The sequence below is a fragment of the Gordonia sp. UCD-TK1 genome, from assembly GCF_001691435.1.
Taxonomy (GTDB): Bacteria; Actinomycetota; Actinomycetes; order Mycobacteriales; family Mycobacteriaceae; genus Gordonia; species Gordonia hongkongensis.
In genome coordinates, this window is record NZ_LZMP01000024.1 from 1 (window position 1) to 19,112 (window position 19,112).

Consider the following 19,112-nt stretch of genomic DNA (forward strand, 5'->3'; position numbering starts at 1 on the left):
TGGTGATCACCGCCGGTGACAACGTCGAGCGGATGGGCACCGAGGCACGGTTCGCCAAACTCGTCGGCGCCGCCCCGTTACCGGCATCCTCAGGCAAAACCAGCCGTCACCGACTCAACCGGGGCGGGGACCGGCAAGCCAACAGTGCTCTGCACATGATCGCGGTCGGACGCATGAAATCCCACGCCCCCACCCGCGCCTACGTCGAGCGACGTTCCGCCGAACACAAAACGAAGAAAGACATCCTCCGCTGCCTCAAGCGCTACATCGCCCGCGAAGTGTTCCGCGACCTCACCACCGACCTCGGAGCACTTGACAAGCTATAGGACCTGGCTCGCTTCGCTCGCACCTCAGGGAGCAGGGCGGTGGCCCCTCTCGATCCCCGCCGACCGCGCCGCCGCCGTGAGTACGTCGACGACCATCTCCACGGTGAGCCGTCCGGTGAAGGTGTTCTGCTGGCTCACGTGGTAGCAGCCGAAGACCTCGAGTTCAGCACCGTCGCGGACGAGGGTGGTGGAGACACCGTGACCGAACTTCGGCATCGGCTTCGGGACCGTCCAGCCGAGCGTAGCGAAGGTACGAAGCGTTGACTGCCAACCGAATCCACCGAGTGTCATCACCGAACGGACCGTCGGCGCGAGCAACTCGAGTTCGGCGTGCAGCCAGTACGAACAGGTGTCGCGCTCTTCGACCGTCGGCTTGTTCTGCGGTGGTGCGCAGTGGACCGGTGCGGTGATCCGCGTGTCGAACAGCTCCAACCCGTCGCCGATCGCGACCGAGAGCGGCTGGCTCGCAAGGCCGGCGCGATACAGCGCCGAGAACAGGACATCGCCGCTGCGGTCACCCGTGAACATGCGCCCGGTCCGATTCCCACCGTGCGCCGCGGGGGCGAGGCCGACGATCAGCAGTCGCGCATCCGCCGGACCGATACCGGCCACCGGCCTCCCCCAGTACTCCTCGTCGGCGTACGCGCGTCGCTTCTCCTGCGCGACCAACTCCCGCCATTCGACGAGGCGCGGGCATGCACGGCACTCGATCAGCTGCGCGTCGAGCTCCGCCAGATCACGGAAGCGTCGTCGGGTGGCCATCCCTCGACACTRACCGCGGCGTCCGGTCGGCATCCCCGCCGGCCGACGGGACCGTCGGTCCGAGACCGCTCAGTCCAGTACGACGCACCGTTCTCGCGTGCGATCCACGCCGAACCAGCCGCGCTCGAACTCCTGCCACGCCTGAAGATGACCTCGCGCGTCCTCACCGTCGCGGGCGACCGTCCGCTCGAGCCGTTCGCTCGGGGTCCCGCCGTCGAGCCACAGCGCGTGGGACAGGCGGTCGGCGATCCGGCGCCGCGCCGAGGACACCCCTTCGATGATCAGCAGCGGCTGCCACTCGATCCACACGCGGGGCCCGGGGGCCGGGACGCCGTCCTGCCACACGCGGGGCCGGTACCGGTAGTCGCGTCGTCGCGTGAACGGGTGCAGCACATCGATTTCCAGCTCCGGCCACCACGCGACGGGATCGTCCCATGTCGCGAAGTCGTCGGTGCGGACCAGAGTCACACCGACTCCCCGAGCGCGCAGGTCCGCGACCAGGAGATCGGCGATCGTCGACTTGCCCGCTCCGGACGGTCCGTCGATCGCGACGATCCCGGCGTCGAGGCGAGCGGCCAGTTCGGTCACACGGGCACGGGTCTGCGGGCTCACCAGATCAGGATGGGTCACCGACCGGCCGCCCCGGACACGAACGCCGAGGGCAACCGGGTGAGCGGAGCCGTGATCGGTGCTTCGGGGACGCGCTGCACCGAGGTCCGGCCGGTGCGGAGGTACTCGACGATGGCGTCGTCGAGCGGCTTGTTGGCGCGACCGAGCTGCGCGTGGTCGCCACCACCGACCGTGATGAGGTGGCTGCGCATGAGTTCACGCATCTTCAGCGACCCGCGATACGGGGTCTGCGGGTCGCCGACGCTCTGGATCTGCAGGGGCGCCACCGCCAGCCCGCGGTTGCGGATCTCGACCGGCCGCGCGAGCGCCGGTGCTCCGGCACACGCGAGGCCGGACTCGTAGGCGAGACCTGGTGCCTCGAACGGATCCCCGGTCACGTAGTTCGCGATGAACGCCTGGAAGCCGAGCGACGGCTGCGCGGGGACCTGGTTCTCGTTGCACAGGACCGCGGCCTGCATGTCCTGCGAGACCTGGGCGGCCTCGATCGCGGCGGGGCCCGGGGTGGGCAGCTTCCGGCCGGGGTTCGCGGTCATCAGCGCGACTGTCGGCCAGGAGTTGCGATCAGGCGCGAGCGCGCGGGTGAGCACCAGTAGCTGCGACGTCAGCTGGAGCGACCCGGGCCGGAGCAGGGTGAACACCAGGTTCTCGAACCTGGCACGCGCGTCGGCGGTCAGATCGGTTCCCGCGATGTACTGCTGCGCGACCGCCCGCAGGCCCGGCGGCACGTCCCCGACCTGCGCGGGAGGTGCCAGCAGCGATGGCGGCACACCGGCCTCGGCACTGACCCGGTCGCTCCACTTCCGGTACACGGCGAGTGGCGTCGTGCCGAGATGGTAGATCCGGTCGTGGCGCGCGATCCACGCCATCATCTCGTGAACCCGCGCCTTGTAGCCGGGTGTCTGCACGGAGAGAAGACTGTTCCACACCACGCCCGGGTCGAAACCGGAGTCGAGGACCATCCGGTCGACGCGCTGCGGGAACAGTGTTGCGTACGTCGACATCAGCAGGGTGCCGTACGAGATGCCGTAGAGGCTGACCTTCGGTTCGCCGAGCAGCCGCCGGACGACCTCCATGTCACGGGCGGTGTTTTCGGTGGTGAGCGTCGCCCCGAGGCCCGGCGTACGCGCCTCGCAGCGATCGCGATTCAGCTTGCCCAGCGCCGTCATCAGTTCCGGCTCGTCGCCGGTGATCGGATCGCAGCGCAGCGGCGTGCCCGACACCAGACCACGCGGCTGCACGGCCACCAGATCCCATTCGTCGAGCATGGCCGCCGGCGGGCGCAGCTGACTGAACATCGCGATGCCGTCGCCGCCCGGGCCTCCCGGGTTGCCCATCACGACACCGCGACGCCGGGATTGGTCGTGCGCCTGCATACGGCTCACGCCGATCTCGATGGTCTCGCCGTTCGGCTCGGAGTGGTCGAGCGGAACTTCGACCGTCGCACACCGGACCGTCGCCGGTACGCCGTGCACCGCGGGGCATGCCTGCCAGTCGAGCGAGGGCGCAGCGGATGCTTCGGGCGGCTGCACACCTTGTACGGCACCCACCAGGCCGGCCGCGACCACCACCGTCAGGCCTGCTGCAACACCCCGGACACGACGACGCCACCCACTACGCGAGATCACCACATGACCCTAGCCGTCCGGTTTGCCGGGTACGACGGCCACCGACCTCACGCCAGGATGCGACGACCCGACAGTGCACGACCCAGCGTGAGTTCGTCGGCGAACTCGAGGTCGCCGCCCATCGGCAGCCCCGACGCGAGCCGGGTGACCGACAGGCCGGGGAAGTCCTTCAGCATGCGCTGGAGGTAGGTCGCGGTCGCCTCGCCCTCGGTGTTCGGGTCGGTCGCGACAATCACCTCGGAGACGTCGACGCCGTCTTCCTGATTGGCCAGCCGACGCAGCAGTTCACGGATACGCAACTGATCCGGGCCTATCCCGGACAACGGGTCGAGAGCACCACCGAGTACGTGGTAGCGCCCGGTGAACTCCTTGGTCCGTTCGATCGCGTGCACGTCTTTCGGCTCCTCGACGACACAGATCTTGCTGGCGTCGCGGCGGGCGTCGGAACAGATCCGGCACAGGCGATTGGCCGAGACGTTCCCGCACTCCGCGCAGAAGACGACGTCGTCGCGGACCCGTCCCAGCGCGGCGACGAGGCGATCGATGTCGGACTTCTCCCCGGCCAGCAGGTGGAACGCGATGCGCTGGGCGCCCTTCGGACCGAGGCCCGGCTGTTTGGCCAGCTCGTCGATCAGGTCCTGGATCGGTCCCTCATACATGCTGATCTGCGTCCACGGTGTCCGGGATTCCTACTCGTCGTTCGGCGTCGTACGCGGGTGGGCGTACTCAGCCGCCCAATCCGGGGAGGCCGCCGCCGAGACCACCGGCGAGCGGGCCCATCTTCTCGCTGGCCAGCTGCTCGCGCTTCTCCGACAGGTCGGCCAACGCACCGAGCAACAGGTCCTGCAGGGTCTCCACGTCGTCGGGATCGACGACCTTCGGATCGATCGACACGGCGGTCACCTCACCCGTGCCGTTGCCGGTCACGGTGACGAGCCCGTTGCCCGCACTGCCGACCACCTCCGCCGCCGCGATCTCGTTCTGCGCCGACAGGAGCTTCTCCTGCATCTGCTGCGCCTGGGCCAGCAGTCCGGCCATCGGGTTCTCCCCGCCCTGACCGCCGCCGAACAACGCGCTGGGATCGAATGGTTGCGTCACCCGGCCCAGGGTAGTCGCAGCGTCAGCGCAGCAACCGATCGACATGCGCGGCGATGTCGTCGACGGTCGACTCCTCGATGGCGGCCACCTCGAAGGACAGGACCTCGTCGCCGAACAGCCGACCCGCGCGCGCCGTGAGCGCGAACTCGAACCGGTCGTCGACGCGACGCCACTGCGTGATCCCGCCGTAGACGGGCGCACTGGCTCCCGTGGTGACGCAGTATTCGTCGGCGCGCGGCCCGCCGACCAGATCGCGCTGGATCTGGAAACAGGCCAGTGACTCGTCGTCGATGAAGACCACGGCCTCGCAGCCCAGGTCGGGATGCCGTTCGTAGGACGCGCGGATGGTCATGGCGCCAGGGTAGATCGTGGCCCTACCCCGACCCCGACACCGGCCGTCGGCTCTCGAACCGGCGCTCCACTCCGGTCAGCGGATCGGTGAACTCCAGCACTCGGGCGACCAGGCGTAGCGGCCGGGTGAAGTCCCCGTGATCCGGAAGAGCGGCGAGTCCCGGCCGCACGTCGGGGTAGAGCGGGTCGTCGACGATGGGCACCCCGAGCGACGCCATGTGCAACCGGAGCTGATGGGTGCGGCCGGTGTGTGGCACCAGCCGATAGACGCCGAGGCCGCCGACGACCTCGGTCAGCGTGATGTCGCTGATGGCGTTGACCGGCCCGTCCACCACGAGGGCGCGTAGGTCGCCCGCGGTCTTCTCGATCCGGTCCCGCACGGTCACGGTCGACGCCAGCGCCTCGTCGGCCGGCGCGAGCGCGAGGTACTCCTTGCGGGCGGTCCGGGACGCGAACAGGTCCTGATAGGCCGCGCGCACCTCGGGCCGCAGCGTGAACAGCAGCACCCCGGCGGTGAGGCGGTCCAGGCGGTGCGCCGGTGAGACGGTGTCGGAGCCCAGTTCTCGACGCAGCCGCACCAGCGCGGTCTCGGTCACGTGACGACCCCGCGGCATCGTGGCGAGGAAATGCGGTTTGTCCACCACGACGATGTTCTCGTCACGGTGGATCACCGGCAGGTCGAACGGGACCGCGATCTCGTCGTCGAGGTCGCGGTAGAGGTACAGCGAGACATTGCGGCTCGACGGCGCGGCCAGATCCGCGGGTCGGCCGTCGGCATCGACGATCTCGCCCGCGGCGGCGCGTCGACCCAGATCGTCGGCGGTCAGCCCCGCCAGCGCGGGCGCGGCCAGCAGCGCCTGACCGACGGTCAGCTCCGGCCCTGAACGCAACACCACGCGCGTGGCGTCGACGCCGTCGCGGATGGGCAAGGGCGACGGCCTTGCCCGGCCACGGCGGCGCCGGACGGGATCGGTCGATCCCGCGCCGGTCATCGCATGCTGTCGGGTGAGCAGGTCATCGAGCGCCGCGGTCGGAGATGCCGAGCCGTCAGCTCTCGAGGCGCTTCTTCAGGTTGCCGAGCACCTCGGCCTGAATCCGGTTGAGACCCTTCGGCGCAAATGTCTTCTCGAAGAACCCACCGATGCCGCCGGCTCCCTGCCACGTGGTGGTGGTCGTGACGCGCGAACCGCTGCCCGATGCCGCGACGGAGTAGGTGGTCACCATCGTCGAGTTGGCGTCGCGCTCGGTGACGGTGTCCGGGTTGACGCTGACGGTCGCCTGCACGTCGCGCTGCCGCTTCGACGTGGCCTGCAGAATCCAGTGCACGATGGTGCCGTCGCCCTTGCCGCCGCTGATCACCTTGTAGTCGCGGTACTGCTCCGGGAGGATGGCCGGCCGCACGACCTCATAGTCGGCGAGAGCTCCGACCACGGCGTCCGGGGCGGCGGCGATGTCGAGCGACTGCGATGCGGAAACCTGACCCACGATTGGACACTCCTCAGTTACGAAACGATTGGCGGGCGAACTGATCAAGTCCTAGGCTAACCGGGTGACCAACGGGCTCGAGATGGGGGGAGAGGCATTCGACCAGGGGGTTGCCGACCTTCTGGCCAGCTATCGTGCCATCCCGCCCCAGGCAACCGTGCGTCTTGCGAAGAAGACATCCAACCTCTTTCGTAAGCGCGCCGCCAATCCGCATCCGGGACTGGACGTCTCCGGACTCGATCGGGTCATCTCGGTGAATCCCGAGGCTCGCACCGCCGACGTCGCCGGGATGTGTACCTACGAGAACCTCGTCGCGGCCACTCTGCCGTACGGCCTCGCACCGCTGGTCGTCCCACAGCTCAAGACGATCACCCTCGGCGGCGCGGTCACCGGACTCGGCATCGAGAGCACGTCCTTCCGCTCCGGCCTGCCCCATGAGTCTGTTCTCGAGATCGACATCCTCACCGGCGACGGCGAGATCCTGACCGCGACGCCGACCAACGAACACGCCGACCTCTTCTTCGGTTTCCCTAATTCATATGGCACGCTCGGCTATTCGGTGCGGTTACGCATCGAGCTGGAGCCGGTGAAGCCGTATGTCGCGCTGCGCCATCTTCGGTTCACGAGCATCGTCGAGCTCCAGTCCGCGATGGACACGATCGTCACCACGAAGTCGCACGACGGCGAACCCGTCGACTACCTCGACGGAGTCGTGTTCTCCGCCAACGAGTCCTATCTGACGCTCGGCCGCCAGACCGACGAGGACGGACCGGTCAGCGATTACACCGGGATGGACATCTTCTATCGGTCCATCCAACAGAAGACGACCGACCGGTTGACGATCCACGACTACCTCTGGCGCTGGGACACCGACTGGTTCTGGTGCTCGCGCGCCTTCGGCGCACAGAATCCGCGAATCCGGCGCTGGTGGCCGAAGCGGTACCTTCGCAGCAGTTTCTACTGGAAGCTGATCGGGCTCGACCAGCGATTCGACATCGGCGACCGGTTGAACGCCCGCAAGGGACTACCGGCGGGTGAACGGGTCGTGCAGGACATCGAGGTCCCCATCGACCGGACCGCCGACTACGTCGAGTGGTTCCTCTCCGCGATTCCCATCGAACCGATCTGGCTGTGCCCGCTCCGGCTCCGGGAACCCGCCCTTCCCGGCGCCGACCCGGTACGCCCCTGGCCGCTGTATCCCCTTGCCCCGCAACGCACGTACGTCAACGTCGGCTTCTGGTCCGCCGTGCCGGTCACCCCGGGCGATCCCGGGCACACCAACAAGATCATCGAACGCAAGGTCGCCGAACTCGACGGCCACAAGTCGCTGTATTCAGAGAGTTTCTACACGCCGGAGGAGTTCGACGAACTCTACGGCGGAGAGAGTTATCGGCTCCTCAAGAAGCGGTACGACCCGCGGGGTCGTCTGCTGGACCTCTACTCGAAAGCGGTGAAACGCCAATGACCACGTTCAAGGAGAGTTCGGCGTCGAGTGTGGACTCACACGCCGGCAAGATGACCCTTGCCGAGATCTTCGAAACACTCCTCGGCGGAAACCTGTCGATCCGGATCACCGCCTACGACGGCAGCAGCGCCGGACCCGTCGACGCCCAGTACGGCCTCGACCTGAAGACCCCGCGCGGTACGACGTATCTGGTGACCGCACCCGGCGATCTCGGACTCGCGCGCGCCTACATCGCAGGCGATCTCGAACTCATCGGCGCGCACCCCGGTGATCCCTACCCCGCGCTGAAGGCACTGGCCAGCAACCTGCAGTTCCACCGCCCCTCCCCCCTGTCGCTCGCCCACATCGGGCGGTCGCTGGGCATCGATCACTTCAAGCCGATCGCACCGCCGCCGCAGGAGGCCGTGCCGCGCTGGCGTCGATTTGCGGAAGGACTGCGGCACAGCAAGTCTCGTGACGCCGAGGTCATCCACTACCACTACGACGTCTCGAACACCTTCTACGAGTGGGTACTCGGACCGTCGATGACGTACACCTGCGCCGTCTACCCGGAACGCGCCGCATCGCTCGAAGCCGCGCAGGAGAACAAGTACCGCCTCATCTTCGAGAAGCTCCGCCTCAAGCCCGGCGACCGCCTCCTCGACATCGGTTGCGGTTGGGGCGGAATGGTCCGCTATGCCGCCCGACGCGGCGTACACGCGATCGGGGCGACGCTGTCCGCCGAGCAGGCGCAGTGGGCCCAGAAGGCGATCGCCGACGAAGGGCTCGGCGAGTTCGCCGAGGTCCGGCACAGCGACTACCGCGACGTCACCGAAAGCGGCTTCGACGCGGTGTCGTCCATCGGGCTCACCGAGCACATCGGTGTCCACAACTACCCGTCCTACTTCGGGTTCATGCGCGACAAGCTCCGTCCCGGCGGCATGCTGCTGAACCACTGCATCACGCGCCCCGACAACGCGAGCCGCAGCAAGGCGGGATCGTTCATCGACCGCTACGTCTTCCCCGACGGCGAGCTCACCGGCTCCGGCAAGATCATCTCCAAGCTGCAGGACATCGGCGGCATGGAGGTCATCCACGAGGAGAACTTCCGCGAGCACTACGCGATGACGCTGCGCGACTGGAACATCAACCTCGTCGAGCACTGGGACGAAGCGGTGGCCGAGGTCGGCGAGGGCACCGCGCGGCTGTGGGGCCTCTACATGGCCGGTTGCCGAATCGGGTTCGACCGCAACATCATCCAGCTCCACCACGTGCTCGCCACCAAACTCGACGAGGACGGCGGCCATCAGGTGCCACTCCGGCCGTGGTGGGACGCCTGAGCCCGACCCGCCTCTGAAAACCGCCCTCAGAAATCGGACACGCGGCATATCGTCGTCGAACCTGTTGCGCGGGGCGGTTTTCAGACAAAGCTTCCCGAGCGCACCCGGTCACTCGAGCGGCCGTGCCCCCAGCTCCGATTTGAGCAGTTCCAGCGCCACCTGGTCGGGGTCGAGCCGCTGCTCGGGGCTGCCGGTGCGTGCATCGGCCACCATCTCCGCGCGTTCGTCGTGCGGGATGTCCTCGTCGGCACGTGGCGGCTCGGGCTCCTCCGGTTCGGCGACCGGCTCCGGGGCGGGCACCGGCGTCGCCGACTGGTCACGCGCGCGGCTCGGACGTGAGTACGACTGCCGCGCCTTGGCAGCTTGCTTCGACGGCGGCGTGGTCGACGTGGCGGAGGGTGCGGCGGCGCCCGGCGCCTGGTGCACGGTACGCACGTCGAGTTCGGTGCCGAAGACCTCGGTGAGCGCCTCGCGGATGATCGTCACGGCGTGCGGCGCGGACAACCGCCCGACCAGCACCTCGACCGGATGCGAGAGCACGACGGTCGTGCCGTCGACGTCGGCGATGACCGCCGCCGACAGCATCGGCTCGAGACTCTTCGACCGTTCCCGCACCGCGGCTCGGATGTCCTGATACCGCTTGCGAACCGAGTCGGCGTCGAGCCCGGCGGTCGCCGCGGGCTCGGGCTCCGGTTCGGGCACCGGCTCGGGCTCGGGCCGACGGGCTCGGACCGGCATCGCGTCGGGTGGCGGGACGTCGTCCTCGTCGACGGGCTCATCGGGCAGCGGGATGTCGTCGTACGGCGCGTTCGACGCCGGTTCGGCAATCGGTTCCGGTTCGGGCGAGGACGCGTCCCGATGGCGCGACGGCGGTTCGGGTGCGGACGGGGTCCGGTCGGCCCGTGCCGGCGGCTGAGTCGGCGTCGGCGGGGCGGGCACCTCGATCAGGGCCGCCGCCTCGTCGTCCGATGAGGCGTCAGCGGCCGGCGCCGGTTCGACCTCTGCCGCCTCGGCACTCGGTTGGTCGGCGATCAGTTCGTCGAACATCGACTCGTCGTCGCCGGGCTCCTCCGCGGGCAGCACGGCCTCGGCCTCGACCCCCGAACCCGTTGCGACGTCGGCCGAGTCGGGATCAACCGCCTCGGGCGCCGCACCTACCGCGACCGCTTCAGCAACGACGGGCTGCGGCGCAGGAGTCTCCACCACCATCTCCGGCGCAACCGGCTCAGACACCACCGATTCCGGGACCACCGGTTCCGGCACCCGGCCGGTGTCGGGTTGCGCGGCGTCGGCCTCGACGGCTTCCGCGGCCGCGCGCTCGGACGCCTCGGCAGCCCTGGCCTCTTCCATCGCCTTGCGCTGCGAGGGTCGCACGAACTTCGGTTCCGGTTCCGGCTCAGCCGGTTTCGCGGGTACCGGGATCGACGTCGTGCCGATTCCCGACTCGAGTCGTTCGAGTCGCTGCAACAGAGCTGCGTCGTCGGCGGAGACCGCGGGCAGCAGCATCCGCGCGCACATCACCTCGAGCAGGAGTCGCGGCGACGTCGTGCCGCGCATCTCCCCGAGCGCGTTGTGCACGATCTCGGCGAACCTGGTCAGCGACGCGGGCCCGAGGGTCTCGATCTGGGCGCGCATGCGGGCAAGCTGGTCACCCGGCGCCTCGACGAGTCCACGGTCCGCGGCGTCGGGAACAGCCTGCAGCAGAATCAGATCGCGCAGACGTTCGAGCAGGTCGACGGCGAACCGTCGAGGGTCGTGCCCGGCGTCGACCACCTTCTCCACCGTGCCGAACAATGCCGAACCGTCGGCGTCGGCAAGAGCGTCGACCGCGGTGTCGATCAGCGCCACGTCGGTGACGCCGAGCAGCGCCAGTGCGCGTTCGTAGGCGACACCCTGGTCGTCGGCGCCGGCCAGCAGCTGATCGAGGATCGACAGCGAGTCACGAGGCGAACCGCCACCTGCACGGATGACGAGCGGGTACACCTCGGACGCGACGGTCACGCCCTCGCGCTGACAGATCGTCTCCAAGAGCCCGCGCATGACCGGCGGCGCGAGCAGCCGGAACGGGTAGTGGTGGGTGCGCGACCGGATGGTCGGCAGCACCTTCTCGGGTTCGGTGGTCGCGAACACGAAGATCAGATGCTCCGGCGGCTCCTCGACGATCTTGAGGAGCGCGTTGAATCCCGCGTTCGTCACCATGTGCGCCTCGTCGACGATGAACACGCGGTAGCGCGACTCGGCGGGCGCATAGAAGGCGCGGTCGCGCAGCTCGCGGGTGTCGTCGACACCGCCGTGACTCGCGGCGTCGAGCTCGATGACATCGAGGTTGCCCGGGCCGCCCGGCGCGAGCGCCACACAGGAGACACACGTTCCGCACGGCGTGGAGGTGGGGCCCTGCACACAGTTCAGCGAACGAGCCAGGATCCGCGCCGACGACGTCTTGCCACAACCGCGGGGACCGGAGAAGAGATACGCGTGATTGATGCGACCGGAATCCAGGGCACGGCTCAACGGATCGGTGACGTGCTCCTGCCCCACGACGTCGGCGAAGGTAGCCGGGCGATAGGTGCGATACAGAGCCACGCGTCGAGACTACCGGCGACCCGTGACAGTCGATGAGTGTGCCTCACACTGGTGCAGCGGGCCCCTGATCGGGTGTCTCGGTGACGGGTTCGCCATCGGTTCCGACCAGGTCATCGGCCATCCCGCGGGTGCCTTCCGTAGGGCGCGGAGGGTGCCCGGACGTGCCTCGCGAGTCGCGCGGTCCGGACTCCTCGCCACCCGTGTCCGGCCGTCGTAGGCCCTCACTGGCGGCGCCGCCGGCATCGCCGGTCGGCAGCCCGCCCTCGGCGATCACCGCAGCCGCGACGCCGGGCGGGATGATCGGGTCGGCGGGCGTCGGCGTGGAGTATCCGCGGCTGCCGACCATCCGCAGGCCGACGACCGTCGCGACGAGCACGCCGAGGTAGGCCCACAGATAGGGGCTGACCGTGAACCAGTTGAGCCACGTGATGCGGGTCTTGACGTACAGCCCCGTGTAATAACCGTCCGGGATCAGCGCCGGTACATGCGTCGGCCACGAGAACGCGAGAAGCACCAGTGCCGCCGCGCCCACCCCGGCCCACACCCGCGGCGACCGCGGCTGCCGGGTGTCGAGGACCAGGTGGATTCCGATGACCAGGATCGGGATGAACCACACCCAGTGGTGGCCCCATGACATCGGCGACACCACGCAGGCGGTCATCCCGACGATGCTGACGGCGAGGAGTTCCTGGCCTTTGCGATGGGCGTACGTCGCCACCGCGAAGCCGACCGCCAGCCCTGCCAGCACCAGGGCGAGCCAGAGCAGCGTCGGCGGATTGTCGGTGTCGAGGTGGTTGGCCAGCATGCCGCGCAGGGACTGGTTACCGCGCAACTGAGCCGAACCGACCCGGTCGGACTCGAACAGTTTGCCCGTCCAGTACGACCACGAGTCCCCGGGCAAGGCGGCGAACCCGATGAGCATGGTGGTGGCGAAGCCGCCCACGACCCCGGCGAGGGCGCGCCAGTTCCGTTGCACGAGGAAGTAACCGGCGAAAATGAGGGGCGTCAGCTTGATTCCCGCGGCGACTCCGGTCCAGAACCCCTTGAGGCGTCCACCGTCCGGACGCGCCAGATCGGCCACGATCACGAGCATCAGGAACACATTGATCTGCCCGTACCAGATCGTCGTACGAACCGGCTCGAACAACATCGCCACCGCCACCAGCGACGCCGCGATCACGCGCAACGGCCAGGTCACCGGCCGGCCGAGGCTGCGGAAGCTCAGCATGATCACCAGATAGAGCGCCACGACGATGCCCGCCGACCACAACATGCGGGCGACGTCGAAGGACATCCAGGCCAGCGGACTGAACAGCAAGGCGGAGAACGGCGAGTAGGTGTAGTCCAGGTCGCCGATCATCTTGACGTCGTAGAGACTGACGCCGTTGGCGACCGCCCGGGCACCCGCCTGATACACCGAGAGATCGATCTGGTTGTGCAGCAAACCCCAGAATTGGGCGCCCAGGGGTACGACGACATCCTGGAGTGCCAGTGCGATGACCCCCACGACGGCGAAACCGGTTGCGAGAAGAACCGGCCTGGGCAGATTCACGATTTGAAAGCCTGTCACAAAGTGGCGCGCACGCCAGCGCACTCGCCGGAGAATGAGAGCAATCTAACGCCGGGATCGGCGTGTCGGGTCAGCTGGAGCGGGCGAGCAGGGTCTCCGCCGCGGCCAGCAGCACGCACGTGGACACCCCGTCCATCGCAGCCCGCAGGTCGTCGGTGTTCGGGAACGTCGGTGCGAGTCGGATGTTCTGATCGTGCGGATCGGTCTTGTACGGGAACGCCGATCCGGCGGCGGTGAGCGCGATACCGGCTTCTTTGGCCAGCTCGATGGTGCGTCGGGCCGCGCCGTCGACGACGTCGAGGCTGATGAAGTAGCCGCCTTCCGGCTCCGACCACGACGCCACCTTCGACTCCGTGAGCCGGTCCTTGAGGATGTCGAGCACGAGCTTGAACTTCGGGGCGAGGATCTCCCGGTGGCGGGCCATGTGCGCCCGCACACCGTCGGCGTCGCCGAAGAACTTGAGGTGACGCAGCTGATTGACCTTGTCGGGTCCGATGGTCTTCAGCGACAGGTACTTGCTGAACCAGGCCAGGTTCTCCGGCGACGACCCGAAGAACGAGACGCCGGCGCCGGCGAAGGTGATCTTCGACGTCGAGCCGAGGACGTACACGCGGTTCGGGTGCCCGGCCTGCGCCGCCATCTCCAGGATCGGCAGCGGCGTCGGCGGGGTCTCCACCAGCGTGTGGACGACGTAGGCGTTGTCCCAGTAGATCCGGAAGTCCGGCGCCGCGGACATCTCGAGCAGCCCGCGGGTGACCTCCTCGGAGAAGGTTACGCCGGTTGGGTTCGAGTAGGTGGGCACCGCCCACATGCCCTTGATGCTCGGGTCGGCGGCGACGAGTTCGGCGCACACCCTCACGTCGGGGCCGTCGGGCAGCATCGGCACCGGGATCATCTCGATGCCGAAGCTCTCGGTGATCGCGAAGTGGCGGTCATAACCGGGCGACGGGCACAGGAACTTGATCGTCTGACGTCCCCACGGGTCGTCGGAGTCGGCGGTGCCGTGCAACAGCCCGAAGACCGTGAGGTCGTGCATGATCTCGAGGCTCGAGTTGCCGAGCGCGATGAGGTTGTCGGGGTCGACGGCGAGGAGTTCCCCGAAGATGCCGCGCAACTCGGGCAGTCCGTTGAGTCCGCCGTAGTTGCGGGTGTCGGTGCCCGCGCCGTCTCGATACTCGTCACCGGGCAGCGACAGGAGACCGTTCGAGAGATCGAGCTGCTCGGGGGCCGGCTTGCCGCGGGTGAGGTCGAGCTTGAGACCCAGCGCGCGCAGCGCCTCGTATTGCTTGGTCAGTTCCGTCTGGGTGTTCCGGAGTTGGTCGGCACTCATCGAGTGAAAGTTCAACGTTGGCCCTCTCGCGGCTCGACGCCGGTGCGGGTGGCCGACGCCCCTGACCTGAAACTTCGTATCGGGAAAATAGGGGACCCCGCGCACCCGAGAGAGCCCGTTGACCCTTGCTGCCTTCCGGCCCTGGGGGAGTTCACAGGATGCACGCCGCGCGGGATCCGTCGTCCAGTGTAGCGAGGGGTTCCGGCGGCCGGAGCCGGGGTCCTCGAACCGGTCCGCGCGGCTCGATCGCACTCGGCCCGCACGCTCGGGGATACGACGAAGGTCCGCGGTGTCACCCGGAAAGACGGGTGTCACAGCGGACCTTCGGTGGCGGAGGATAGGGGATTCGAACCCCTGAGGGCTGTTAACCCAACCCGCGTTCCAGGCGAGCGCCATAGGCCACTAGGCGAATCCTCCAACGTCGAGATGATAGCCGCCGACGGCGCACTCACCCAAACCGTCCGGCCGTCGAGTGTGACCGCTAGGGTCGACGACATGGCCGATTCCTCTCCTGTCGTTGTCGTCGGAGCCACCGGAGGGCAGGGCGGCGCCGTGCTCGACGCGCTGCTCGAGGCCGGTTTCCCGGTCCGCGCCGTTGTGCGGGACGCGGTGTCGAGCAAGGCGGCACGCCTGGCCGACCGAGGCGTCGAACTCGCCGTCGGCGACATCGTGAGCGGGTCGGGTCTCACCGAGGCATTCACCGGGTCCGCGGGCGTGTTCGCGCTCACCACCCCGTTCGAATCCGGCGTCGAGGCCGAGATCGGTCAGGGTCGTGCGCTGATCGAAGCCGCCACGTCCGCATCGATCCCCTACCTCGTGTTCTCCTCGGTGGCCTCGGCCGATCGCCAGACCGGCGTGGCGCATTTCGATTCCAAGTTCGAGGTCGAACAGATGCTGGCGGCCACCGAGATCCCGCACACGATCGTCGGCCCGGCCTACTTCTTCGACAACCTACTCGGCGGAGCCGACGCCCTCGCGGCGGGCGTGATGCCGATCGCGATGCCCGCGGACAAGCCGCTGCAACAACTCTCGCGGCGCGACCTCGGCCGACTCGTCGCCACCCTGTTCGCCGCGCCCGACGTCCACGTCGGCCAGCGCATCGACCTCGCGTCCGATCAGCCGACGCCCGAGGAGATGGCGCGCATCATCAGCGACGTTCTCGGCACAACCGTCACGGCGGAGTCCTACGACCCCGAACGTATCGAGTCCGAGGACATGCGGGCGATGTTCACGTTCCTCGGCGACCGCGGGTACGAGGTCGACATCCCGACGCTGCACCGCCGGTTCCCTGATGTGGGCTGGCAGAGCTTCGCGACCTGGGCCGCGGAGGCGTTGCGCCGCTGACCCATACGGAACCCGGGCATCAGCCGTCGGAGCGTCGGTTGCCCTTCTCATCCCAGTGCTCGGCGACCTTCTTGCTCGGCTGTACGCGCGGCGGCTCGCCCGGCATCTTGGGATAGCTGGGCGGATAAGGCATGTCGCCCAGTCCGTTTGCGTCGTCGGCCTGCACCATCTCCAGCAGTTTCTCGACGCCGCGCCGGTGGCCGGCGATGTCGGCCCATGGGTCGCCGCGGTCCTCGAGTAGCTTCGGGACGGTCGCGATGGTGCAGTCGTCCGGATCGACGTCAGCGAGTTCGTCCCACGTGACCGGGGTCGACACCCGGGCGCGGGCGCTGCGTCGAACGGAGTACGGGGATGCCATGGTGCGGTCGCGGGCGTTCTGGTTGTAGTCGATGAAGATCCGTTCTCCGCGTTCTTCTTTCCACCACGATGTGGTGACCGCGTCCGGGTCGCGGCGTTCGAGTTCGCGGGCGATCGCGATGACGCAGCGTCGGGTCGCGATGAAGTCCCACAGCGGCTCGATGGGCACGTACACGTGTACTCCCCGACCGCCCGAGGTCTTCACGAAACCGGTGAACCCGAGTTCGTCGAGTAGCGGCTTCAGCCCCTCGAGCGCGACACGCCGCACATCCTCGAAGGTCGTGCCGGGTTGCGGATCGAGGTCGATGCGAAGCTGATCGGGATGGTCGTTGTCGGGGTGGAGGGTCGGCCAGGTGTGGAAGGTGACGGTGCCCAGGTTCGCGCCCCACACGAGATCGGCCGGCACCGTGGGCCGGATCGCGTCGCCGGTTCGCTTGGAGGGGAACACGATCGGGGTGGACTGGACATGCCCCGGCCGTTTCTTCGCGATGTGCTTCTGGTAGATCTCCTCGCCCTCGACGCCGTCGGGAAAGCGCTGCAGAAAGGTCGGACGGTCGCGGGTGGCGCGCATCAGCGGTCCGTCGCCGCTGTCGTCGACCCTGCCACCCGTGTCACCGAGTGCGAGGGTGCGGTAGTACCCGACGAGATCGCGCTTGCGACCGCCGTTCTCGCCGAGTTCGGGGAAGTAGATCTTGTCCGGGTTGCTCATCCGGACGGCGACCCCGTCGACGTCGAGCTCCTCGGCGGGCGAACGAGATGCCATGGTCATTCTCCTTCGAGGACGTCGTGCAGGTCGTAGGTCAGCGGGACGTCGAGCTGGTCGTAGCCGCAGCTCTCCGGTTCTCGATCGGGCCGCCAGCGAAGGAATTTCACCGTGTGTCGGAAGCGATGGTTCTCCATCTGGTCATAGGCGAACTCCGCGACCAGCTCCGGACGGATCGGGATCCACTCCCCCGACTTCTCCGAACGCCACCGCGTCGGCTCGCCCGGCGACGCCTTCTCCGGGTCCAGCCGCATCGGCTCGAACATCTGCTGCAACTCGATCCGTTTGGCGTCGGAGAAGGCCCCGGCCCCGCCGACCATCCGCAGTTCGCCGTCGTCGCCGTACAGCCCGAGCAGCATCGACCCGATTCCGGTGCCCGACTTGTGGATTCGATACCCGAAGATCACACAGTCCGCCGTGCGCTTGTGCTTGATCTTCAGCATCTCCCGCTTGTTCTCGACGTACACGCCGTCCAGTCGCTTGGCGACGACGCCGTCGAGCCCGGCACCCTCGAAGGCGGAGAACCAGTCCTCGGCGACCGCCGGGTCGCTCGTCACCCGGCTGACATGCACGCGACGGTCCCGCCCGCCCGGCCCCACGGCCCGCAGCAGCGCTTCCCGGCGAACCTCGAAGGGTTCGCTCATCACGCTCGTCGACTCCAGCGCCAGCGCGTCGAATCCGATGAAGATCGCCGGTGTCTTCTCCGCGAGCATGGTGACGCGCGATTCCGCCGGATGGATGCGCTGCGCGAGCGAATCCCAGTCGAGCCGATGCGTGTCGCCGATCAGTGCCGGCACCCCGATCTCGCCGTCGAGGACCACCTTGTCGGGCAGTTCTTCCTTCACCGCCGCGACGATCTCGGGAAAGTACCGGGCCAGGTCCTTGCCGCCTCGCGAACCGATCGTCACCTCGTCGCCGTCGCGGAAGACCAACGCGCGAAAACCATCCCACTTGGGTTCGTACGACCACGCCACCGAACCGTCCGGTTGCGGCGGCACGCTGGTCACCGCCTTGGCCAGCATCGGCGCAACAGGCGGCATGACCGGGAGATCCATGAAACTCATCGTTCCTCACTCGTCGACGGGACCGCAACGCCTACGCGTCGCCGCATACCCGGCGTGTCGCCGTCCGGGCCGTTACAGGCAGACCGGCGGCGGCGCGGATTCTCATCGCCTACCGGTAATCTCGACGCGGTGTCGACGCAGCGAGCGGGCCGGTACGCGCCCTCCCCCTCCGGGGACCTTCACGTCGGCAATCTGCGGACCGCCCTGCTCGCCTGGCTCTTCGCGCGGACCACCGGCAGGCAATTCCTGATCCGGATGGAGGATCTCGACCGGGCCGTCGAGGGCGCGGACTCCCGGCAGTTGTCCGATCTCGCGGCCCTGGGCCTCGACTGGGATCCGCCCGTCGTCCACCAGACCGACCGGCTCGAGGCATACCGTGCCGTCCTCGACGACCTGCGCTACGCCGACCGCACCTTCGAGTGTTTCTGCACGCGCCGGGAGATCCTCGACGCACCGTCCGCACCCCATGCGCCGCAGGGCGCCTACCCCGGCACGTGCCGCGACCTCACCGACGCCGAGCGCGACGAACGCCGTGCCACTCGGCCACCCGCGATCCGGCTGCGGGCCGACGTCCGGGAGTACGGCGTCGACGACCTGCTGCACGGCCCCTACATGGGCGCGGTCGACGACTTCGTGCTCCTGCGCAACGACGGCACCCCGGCCTACAACCTGGCCGTCGTCGTCGACGATGCCGCGCAGGGCGTCGACCAGGTCGTCCGCGGGGACGATCTGCTGTCGTCGGCGCCCCGGCAGGCCTACCTGGCAACGCTGCTCGGGTCCACCCCACCGGTTTACGCGCATGTCCCGATGGTGCTCAACGCCAACGGAATCCGGCTCAGCAAGCGGGACGGGGCGGTGACCCTGGCCGATCTCACCGCCGCGGGGGTGGAGACGTCGACCGTGTTGTCCCGCATCGCCCATTCACTGGGGCTCGGCGGCCGGGACGAGCCCGTGCGCGCGGAGCAACTGGCGGAGCGGTTCGACCCCGCTGCGCTGCCGGCCGAACCGTGGTTCCTGACGGCCGACGAGTGGGCCTAGCG

18 protein-coding genes, 1 tRNA gene and 1 other RNA gene are annotated in these 19,112 nt (G+C 68.4%); 5 read left to right on the plus strand and 15 right to left on the minus strand.

Going from position 1 to position 19,112, the window contains the following annotated elements; all coding sequences use genetic code 11:
- A partial coding sequence (locus tag A9310_RS13915) for a transposase (protein ID WP_175401138.1) occupies nucleotides 1–326 on the plus strand: 326 nt, incomplete at its 5' end.
- Nucleotides 327–350: 24 nt separating this feature from the next.
- Here the strand turns inward: A9310_RS13915 and A9310_RS13920 are convergent.
- From A9310_RS13920 to A9310_RS13955, 8 genes are all read right to left on the minus strand, one after another.
- Nucleotides 351–1,088 carry a uracil-DNA glycosylase gene (locus A9310_RS13920; protein WP_065631144.1) on the minus strand — a complete coding sequence of 246 codons (738 nt, stop codon included), beginning with the start codon at nucleotides 1,086–1,088 and terminating at the stop codon, nucleotides 351–353.
- Between the two features lie 69 nt (nucleotides 1,089–1,157).
- The gene (locus A9310_RS13925) at nucleotides 1,158–1,718 is read right to left on the minus strand and encodes a uridine kinase (protein WP_065631145.1); all 561 of its coding nucleotides are present in this window, start codon (nucleotides 1,716–1,718) and stop codon (nucleotides 1,158–1,160) included.
- Nucleotides 1,715–3,346 (minus strand): alpha/beta fold hydrolase, encoded by a 1,632-nt coding sequence (locus A9310_RS13930; RefSeq protein ID WP_065631146.1) that lies wholly within the window; start codon nucleotides 3,344–3,346, stop codon nucleotides 1,715–1,717. The genes A9310_RS13925 and A9310_RS13930 overlap by 4 nt, the downstream gene beginning before the upstream one ends.
- Before the next feature lie 44 nt (nucleotides 3,347–3,390).
- Nucleotides 3,391–4,002 (minus strand): recombination mediator RecR, encoded by a 612-nt coding sequence (recR, locus tag A9310_RS13935; protein WP_058251045.1) that lies wholly within the window; start codon nucleotides 4,000–4,002, stop codon nucleotides 3,391–3,393.
- A gap of 67 nt (nucleotides 4,003–4,069) precedes the next feature.
- Nucleotides 4,070–4,441, minus strand: a complete 372-nt coding sequence (locus A9310_RS13940) for a YbaB/EbfC family nucleoid-associated protein (RefSeq protein ID WP_033204544.1) — start codon at nucleotides 4,439–4,441, stop codon at nucleotides 4,070–4,072.
- Nucleotides 4,442–4,463: 22 nt separating this feature from the next.
- Entirely contained in the window at nucleotides 4,464–4,793 is a 330-nt protein-coding gene (locus tag A9310_RS13945; protein ID WP_065631147.1) for a hypothetical protein, read from the minus strand.
- A 22-nt stretch (nucleotides 4,794–4,815) separates the two neighbouring features.
- Complete coding sequence (locus A9310_RS13950) at nucleotides 4,816–5,721, minus strand: pseudouridine synthase (protein WP_249356301.1); 906 nt, start codon at nucleotides 5,719–5,721, stop codon at nucleotides 4,816–4,818.
- Between the two features lie 118 nt (nucleotides 5,722–5,839).
- A complete protein-coding gene (locus A9310_RS13955; RefSeq protein WP_065631148.1) occupies nucleotides 5,840–6,277 on the minus strand; it encodes an SRPBCC family protein in 438 nt (145 codons plus the stop codon).
- A gap of 82 nt (nucleotides 6,278–6,359) precedes the next feature.
- On the opposite strand from A9310_RS13955, the gene A9310_RS13960 reads away from it, so the two are divergent.
- Together A9310_RS13960 and A9310_RS13965 are read left to right on the plus strand one after the other, a co-directional pair.
- Nucleotides 6,360–7,742, plus strand: coding sequence for an FAD-binding oxidoreductase (locus A9310_RS13960; protein ID WP_065631357.1), 1,383 nt, complete (start codon nucleotides 6,360–6,362; stop codon nucleotides 7,740–7,742).
- Nucleotides 7,739–9,061, plus strand: coding sequence for a class I SAM-dependent methyltransferase (locus tag A9310_RS13965; RefSeq protein ID WP_065631149.1), 1,323 nt, complete (start codon nucleotides 7,739–7,741; stop codon nucleotides 9,059–9,061). The genes A9310_RS13960 and A9310_RS13965 overlap by 4 nt, the downstream gene beginning before the upstream one ends.
- Nucleotides 9,062–9,169: 108 nt before the next feature.
- Here the strand turns inward: A9310_RS13965 and A9310_RS13970 are convergent, their stop codons facing one another.
- The 5 genes from A9310_RS13970 to A9310_RS13990 form a co-directional block, all read right to left on the minus strand.
- The gene (locus A9310_RS13970) at nucleotides 9,170–11,644 is read right to left on the minus strand and encodes a DNA polymerase III subunit gamma and tau (RefSeq protein WP_065631150.1); all 2,475 of its coding nucleotides are present in this window, start codon (nucleotides 11,642–11,644) and stop codon (nucleotides 9,170–9,172) included.
- Between the two features lie 43 nt (nucleotides 11,645–11,687).
- Nucleotides 11,688–13,196 (minus strand): glycosyltransferase 87 family protein, encoded by a 1,509-nt coding sequence (locus tag A9310_RS13975; protein WP_065631151.1) that lies wholly within the window; start codon nucleotides 13,194–13,196, stop codon nucleotides 11,688–11,690.
- Nucleotides 13,197–13,284: 88 nt separating this feature from the next.
- The gene (locus A9310_RS13980) at nucleotides 13,285–14,559 is read right to left on the minus strand and encodes an aminotransferase class I/II-fold pyridoxal phosphate-dependent enzyme (protein WP_065631152.1); all 1,275 of its coding nucleotides are present in this window, start codon (nucleotides 14,557–14,559) and stop codon (nucleotides 13,285–13,287) included.
- Nucleotides 14,560–14,630: 71 nt separating this feature from the next.
- An RNA gene (gene ffs / locus A9310_RS13985) (signal recognition particle sRNA small type) lies at nucleotides 14,631–14,725 on the minus strand.
- A 147-nt stretch (nucleotides 14,726–14,872) separates the two neighbouring features.
- Nucleotides 14,873–14,961: transfer RNA gene (locus tag A9310_RS13990), tRNA-Ser, on the minus strand.
- A gap of 78 nt (nucleotides 14,962–15,039) precedes the next feature.
- Between A9310_RS13990 and A9310_RS13995 the strand changes: the two genes are divergently transcribed.
- Nucleotides 15,040–15,888 (plus strand): NmrA/HSCARG family protein, encoded by an 849-nt coding sequence (locus A9310_RS13995; protein ID WP_065631153.1) that lies wholly within the window; start codon nucleotides 15,040–15,042, stop codon nucleotides 15,886–15,888.
- A gap of 19 nt (nucleotides 15,889–15,907) precedes the next feature.
- Here the strand turns inward: A9310_RS13995 and A9310_RS14000 are convergent, their stop codons facing one another.
- Nucleotides 15,908–17,008 (minus strand): DNA polymerase domain-containing protein, encoded by a 1,101-nt coding sequence (locus A9310_RS14000; protein ID WP_065631154.1) that lies wholly within the window; start codon nucleotides 17,006–17,008, stop codon nucleotides 15,908–15,910.
- Between the two features lie 2 nt (nucleotides 17,009–17,010).
- Nucleotides 17,011–18,063 carry an ATP-dependent DNA ligase gene (locus A9310_RS14005; RefSeq protein WP_065631358.1) on the minus strand — a complete coding sequence of 351 codons (1,053 nt, stop codon included), beginning with the start codon at nucleotides 18,061–18,063 and terminating at the stop codon, nucleotides 17,011–17,013.
- Nucleotides 18,064–18,201: 138 nt separating this feature from the next.
- On the opposite strand from A9310_RS14005, the gene gluQRS reads away from it, so the two are divergent.
- On the plus strand, nucleotides 18,202–19,110 hold the full coding sequence (gene gluQRS / locus A9310_RS14010) for a tRNA glutamyl-Q(34) synthetase GluQRS (RefSeq protein ID WP_065631155.1): 909 nt from the start codon (nucleotides 18,202–18,204) through the stop codon (nucleotides 19,108–19,110).
- Nucleotides 19,111–19,112: the final 2 nt, after the last annotated feature.

Excerpts from the sequence above, each read along its gene's own strand:
- A9310_RS13920 (WP_065631144.1), bottom strand. The coding sequence starts at position 1,088 with ATGGCCACCCGACGACGCTTCCGTGATCTGGCGGAGCTCGACGCGCAG.
- A9310_RS14005 (WP_065631358.1), bottom strand. The coding sequence starts at position 18,063 with ATGGATCTCCCGGTCATGCCGCCTGTTGCGCCGATGCTGGCCAAGGCG.
- A9310_RS13960 (WP_065631357.1), top strand. The coding sequence starts at position 6,360 with ATGGGGGGAGAGGCATTCGACCAGGGGGTTGCCGACCTTCTGGCCAGC.
- A9310_RS13995 (WP_065631153.1), top strand. The coding sequence starts at position 15,040 with ATGGCCGATTCCTCTCCTGTCGTTGTCGTCGGAGCCACCGGAGGGCAG.
- recR (WP_058251045.1), bottom strand. The coding sequence starts at position 4,002 with ATGTATGAGGGACCGATCCAGGACCTGATCGACGAGCTGGCCAAACAG.
- A9310_RS13945 (WP_065631147.1), bottom strand. The coding sequence starts at position 4,793 with ATGACCATCCGCGCGTCCTACGAACGGCATCCCGACCTGGGCTGCGAG.
- A9310_RS13965 (WP_065631149.1), top strand. The coding sequence starts at position 7,739 with ATGACCACGTTCAAGGAGAGTTCGGCGTCGAGTGTGGACTCACACGCC.
- A9310_RS14000 (WP_065631154.1), bottom strand. The coding sequence starts at position 17,008 with ATGGCATCTCGTTCGCCCGCCGAGGAGCTCGACGTCGACGGGGTCGCC.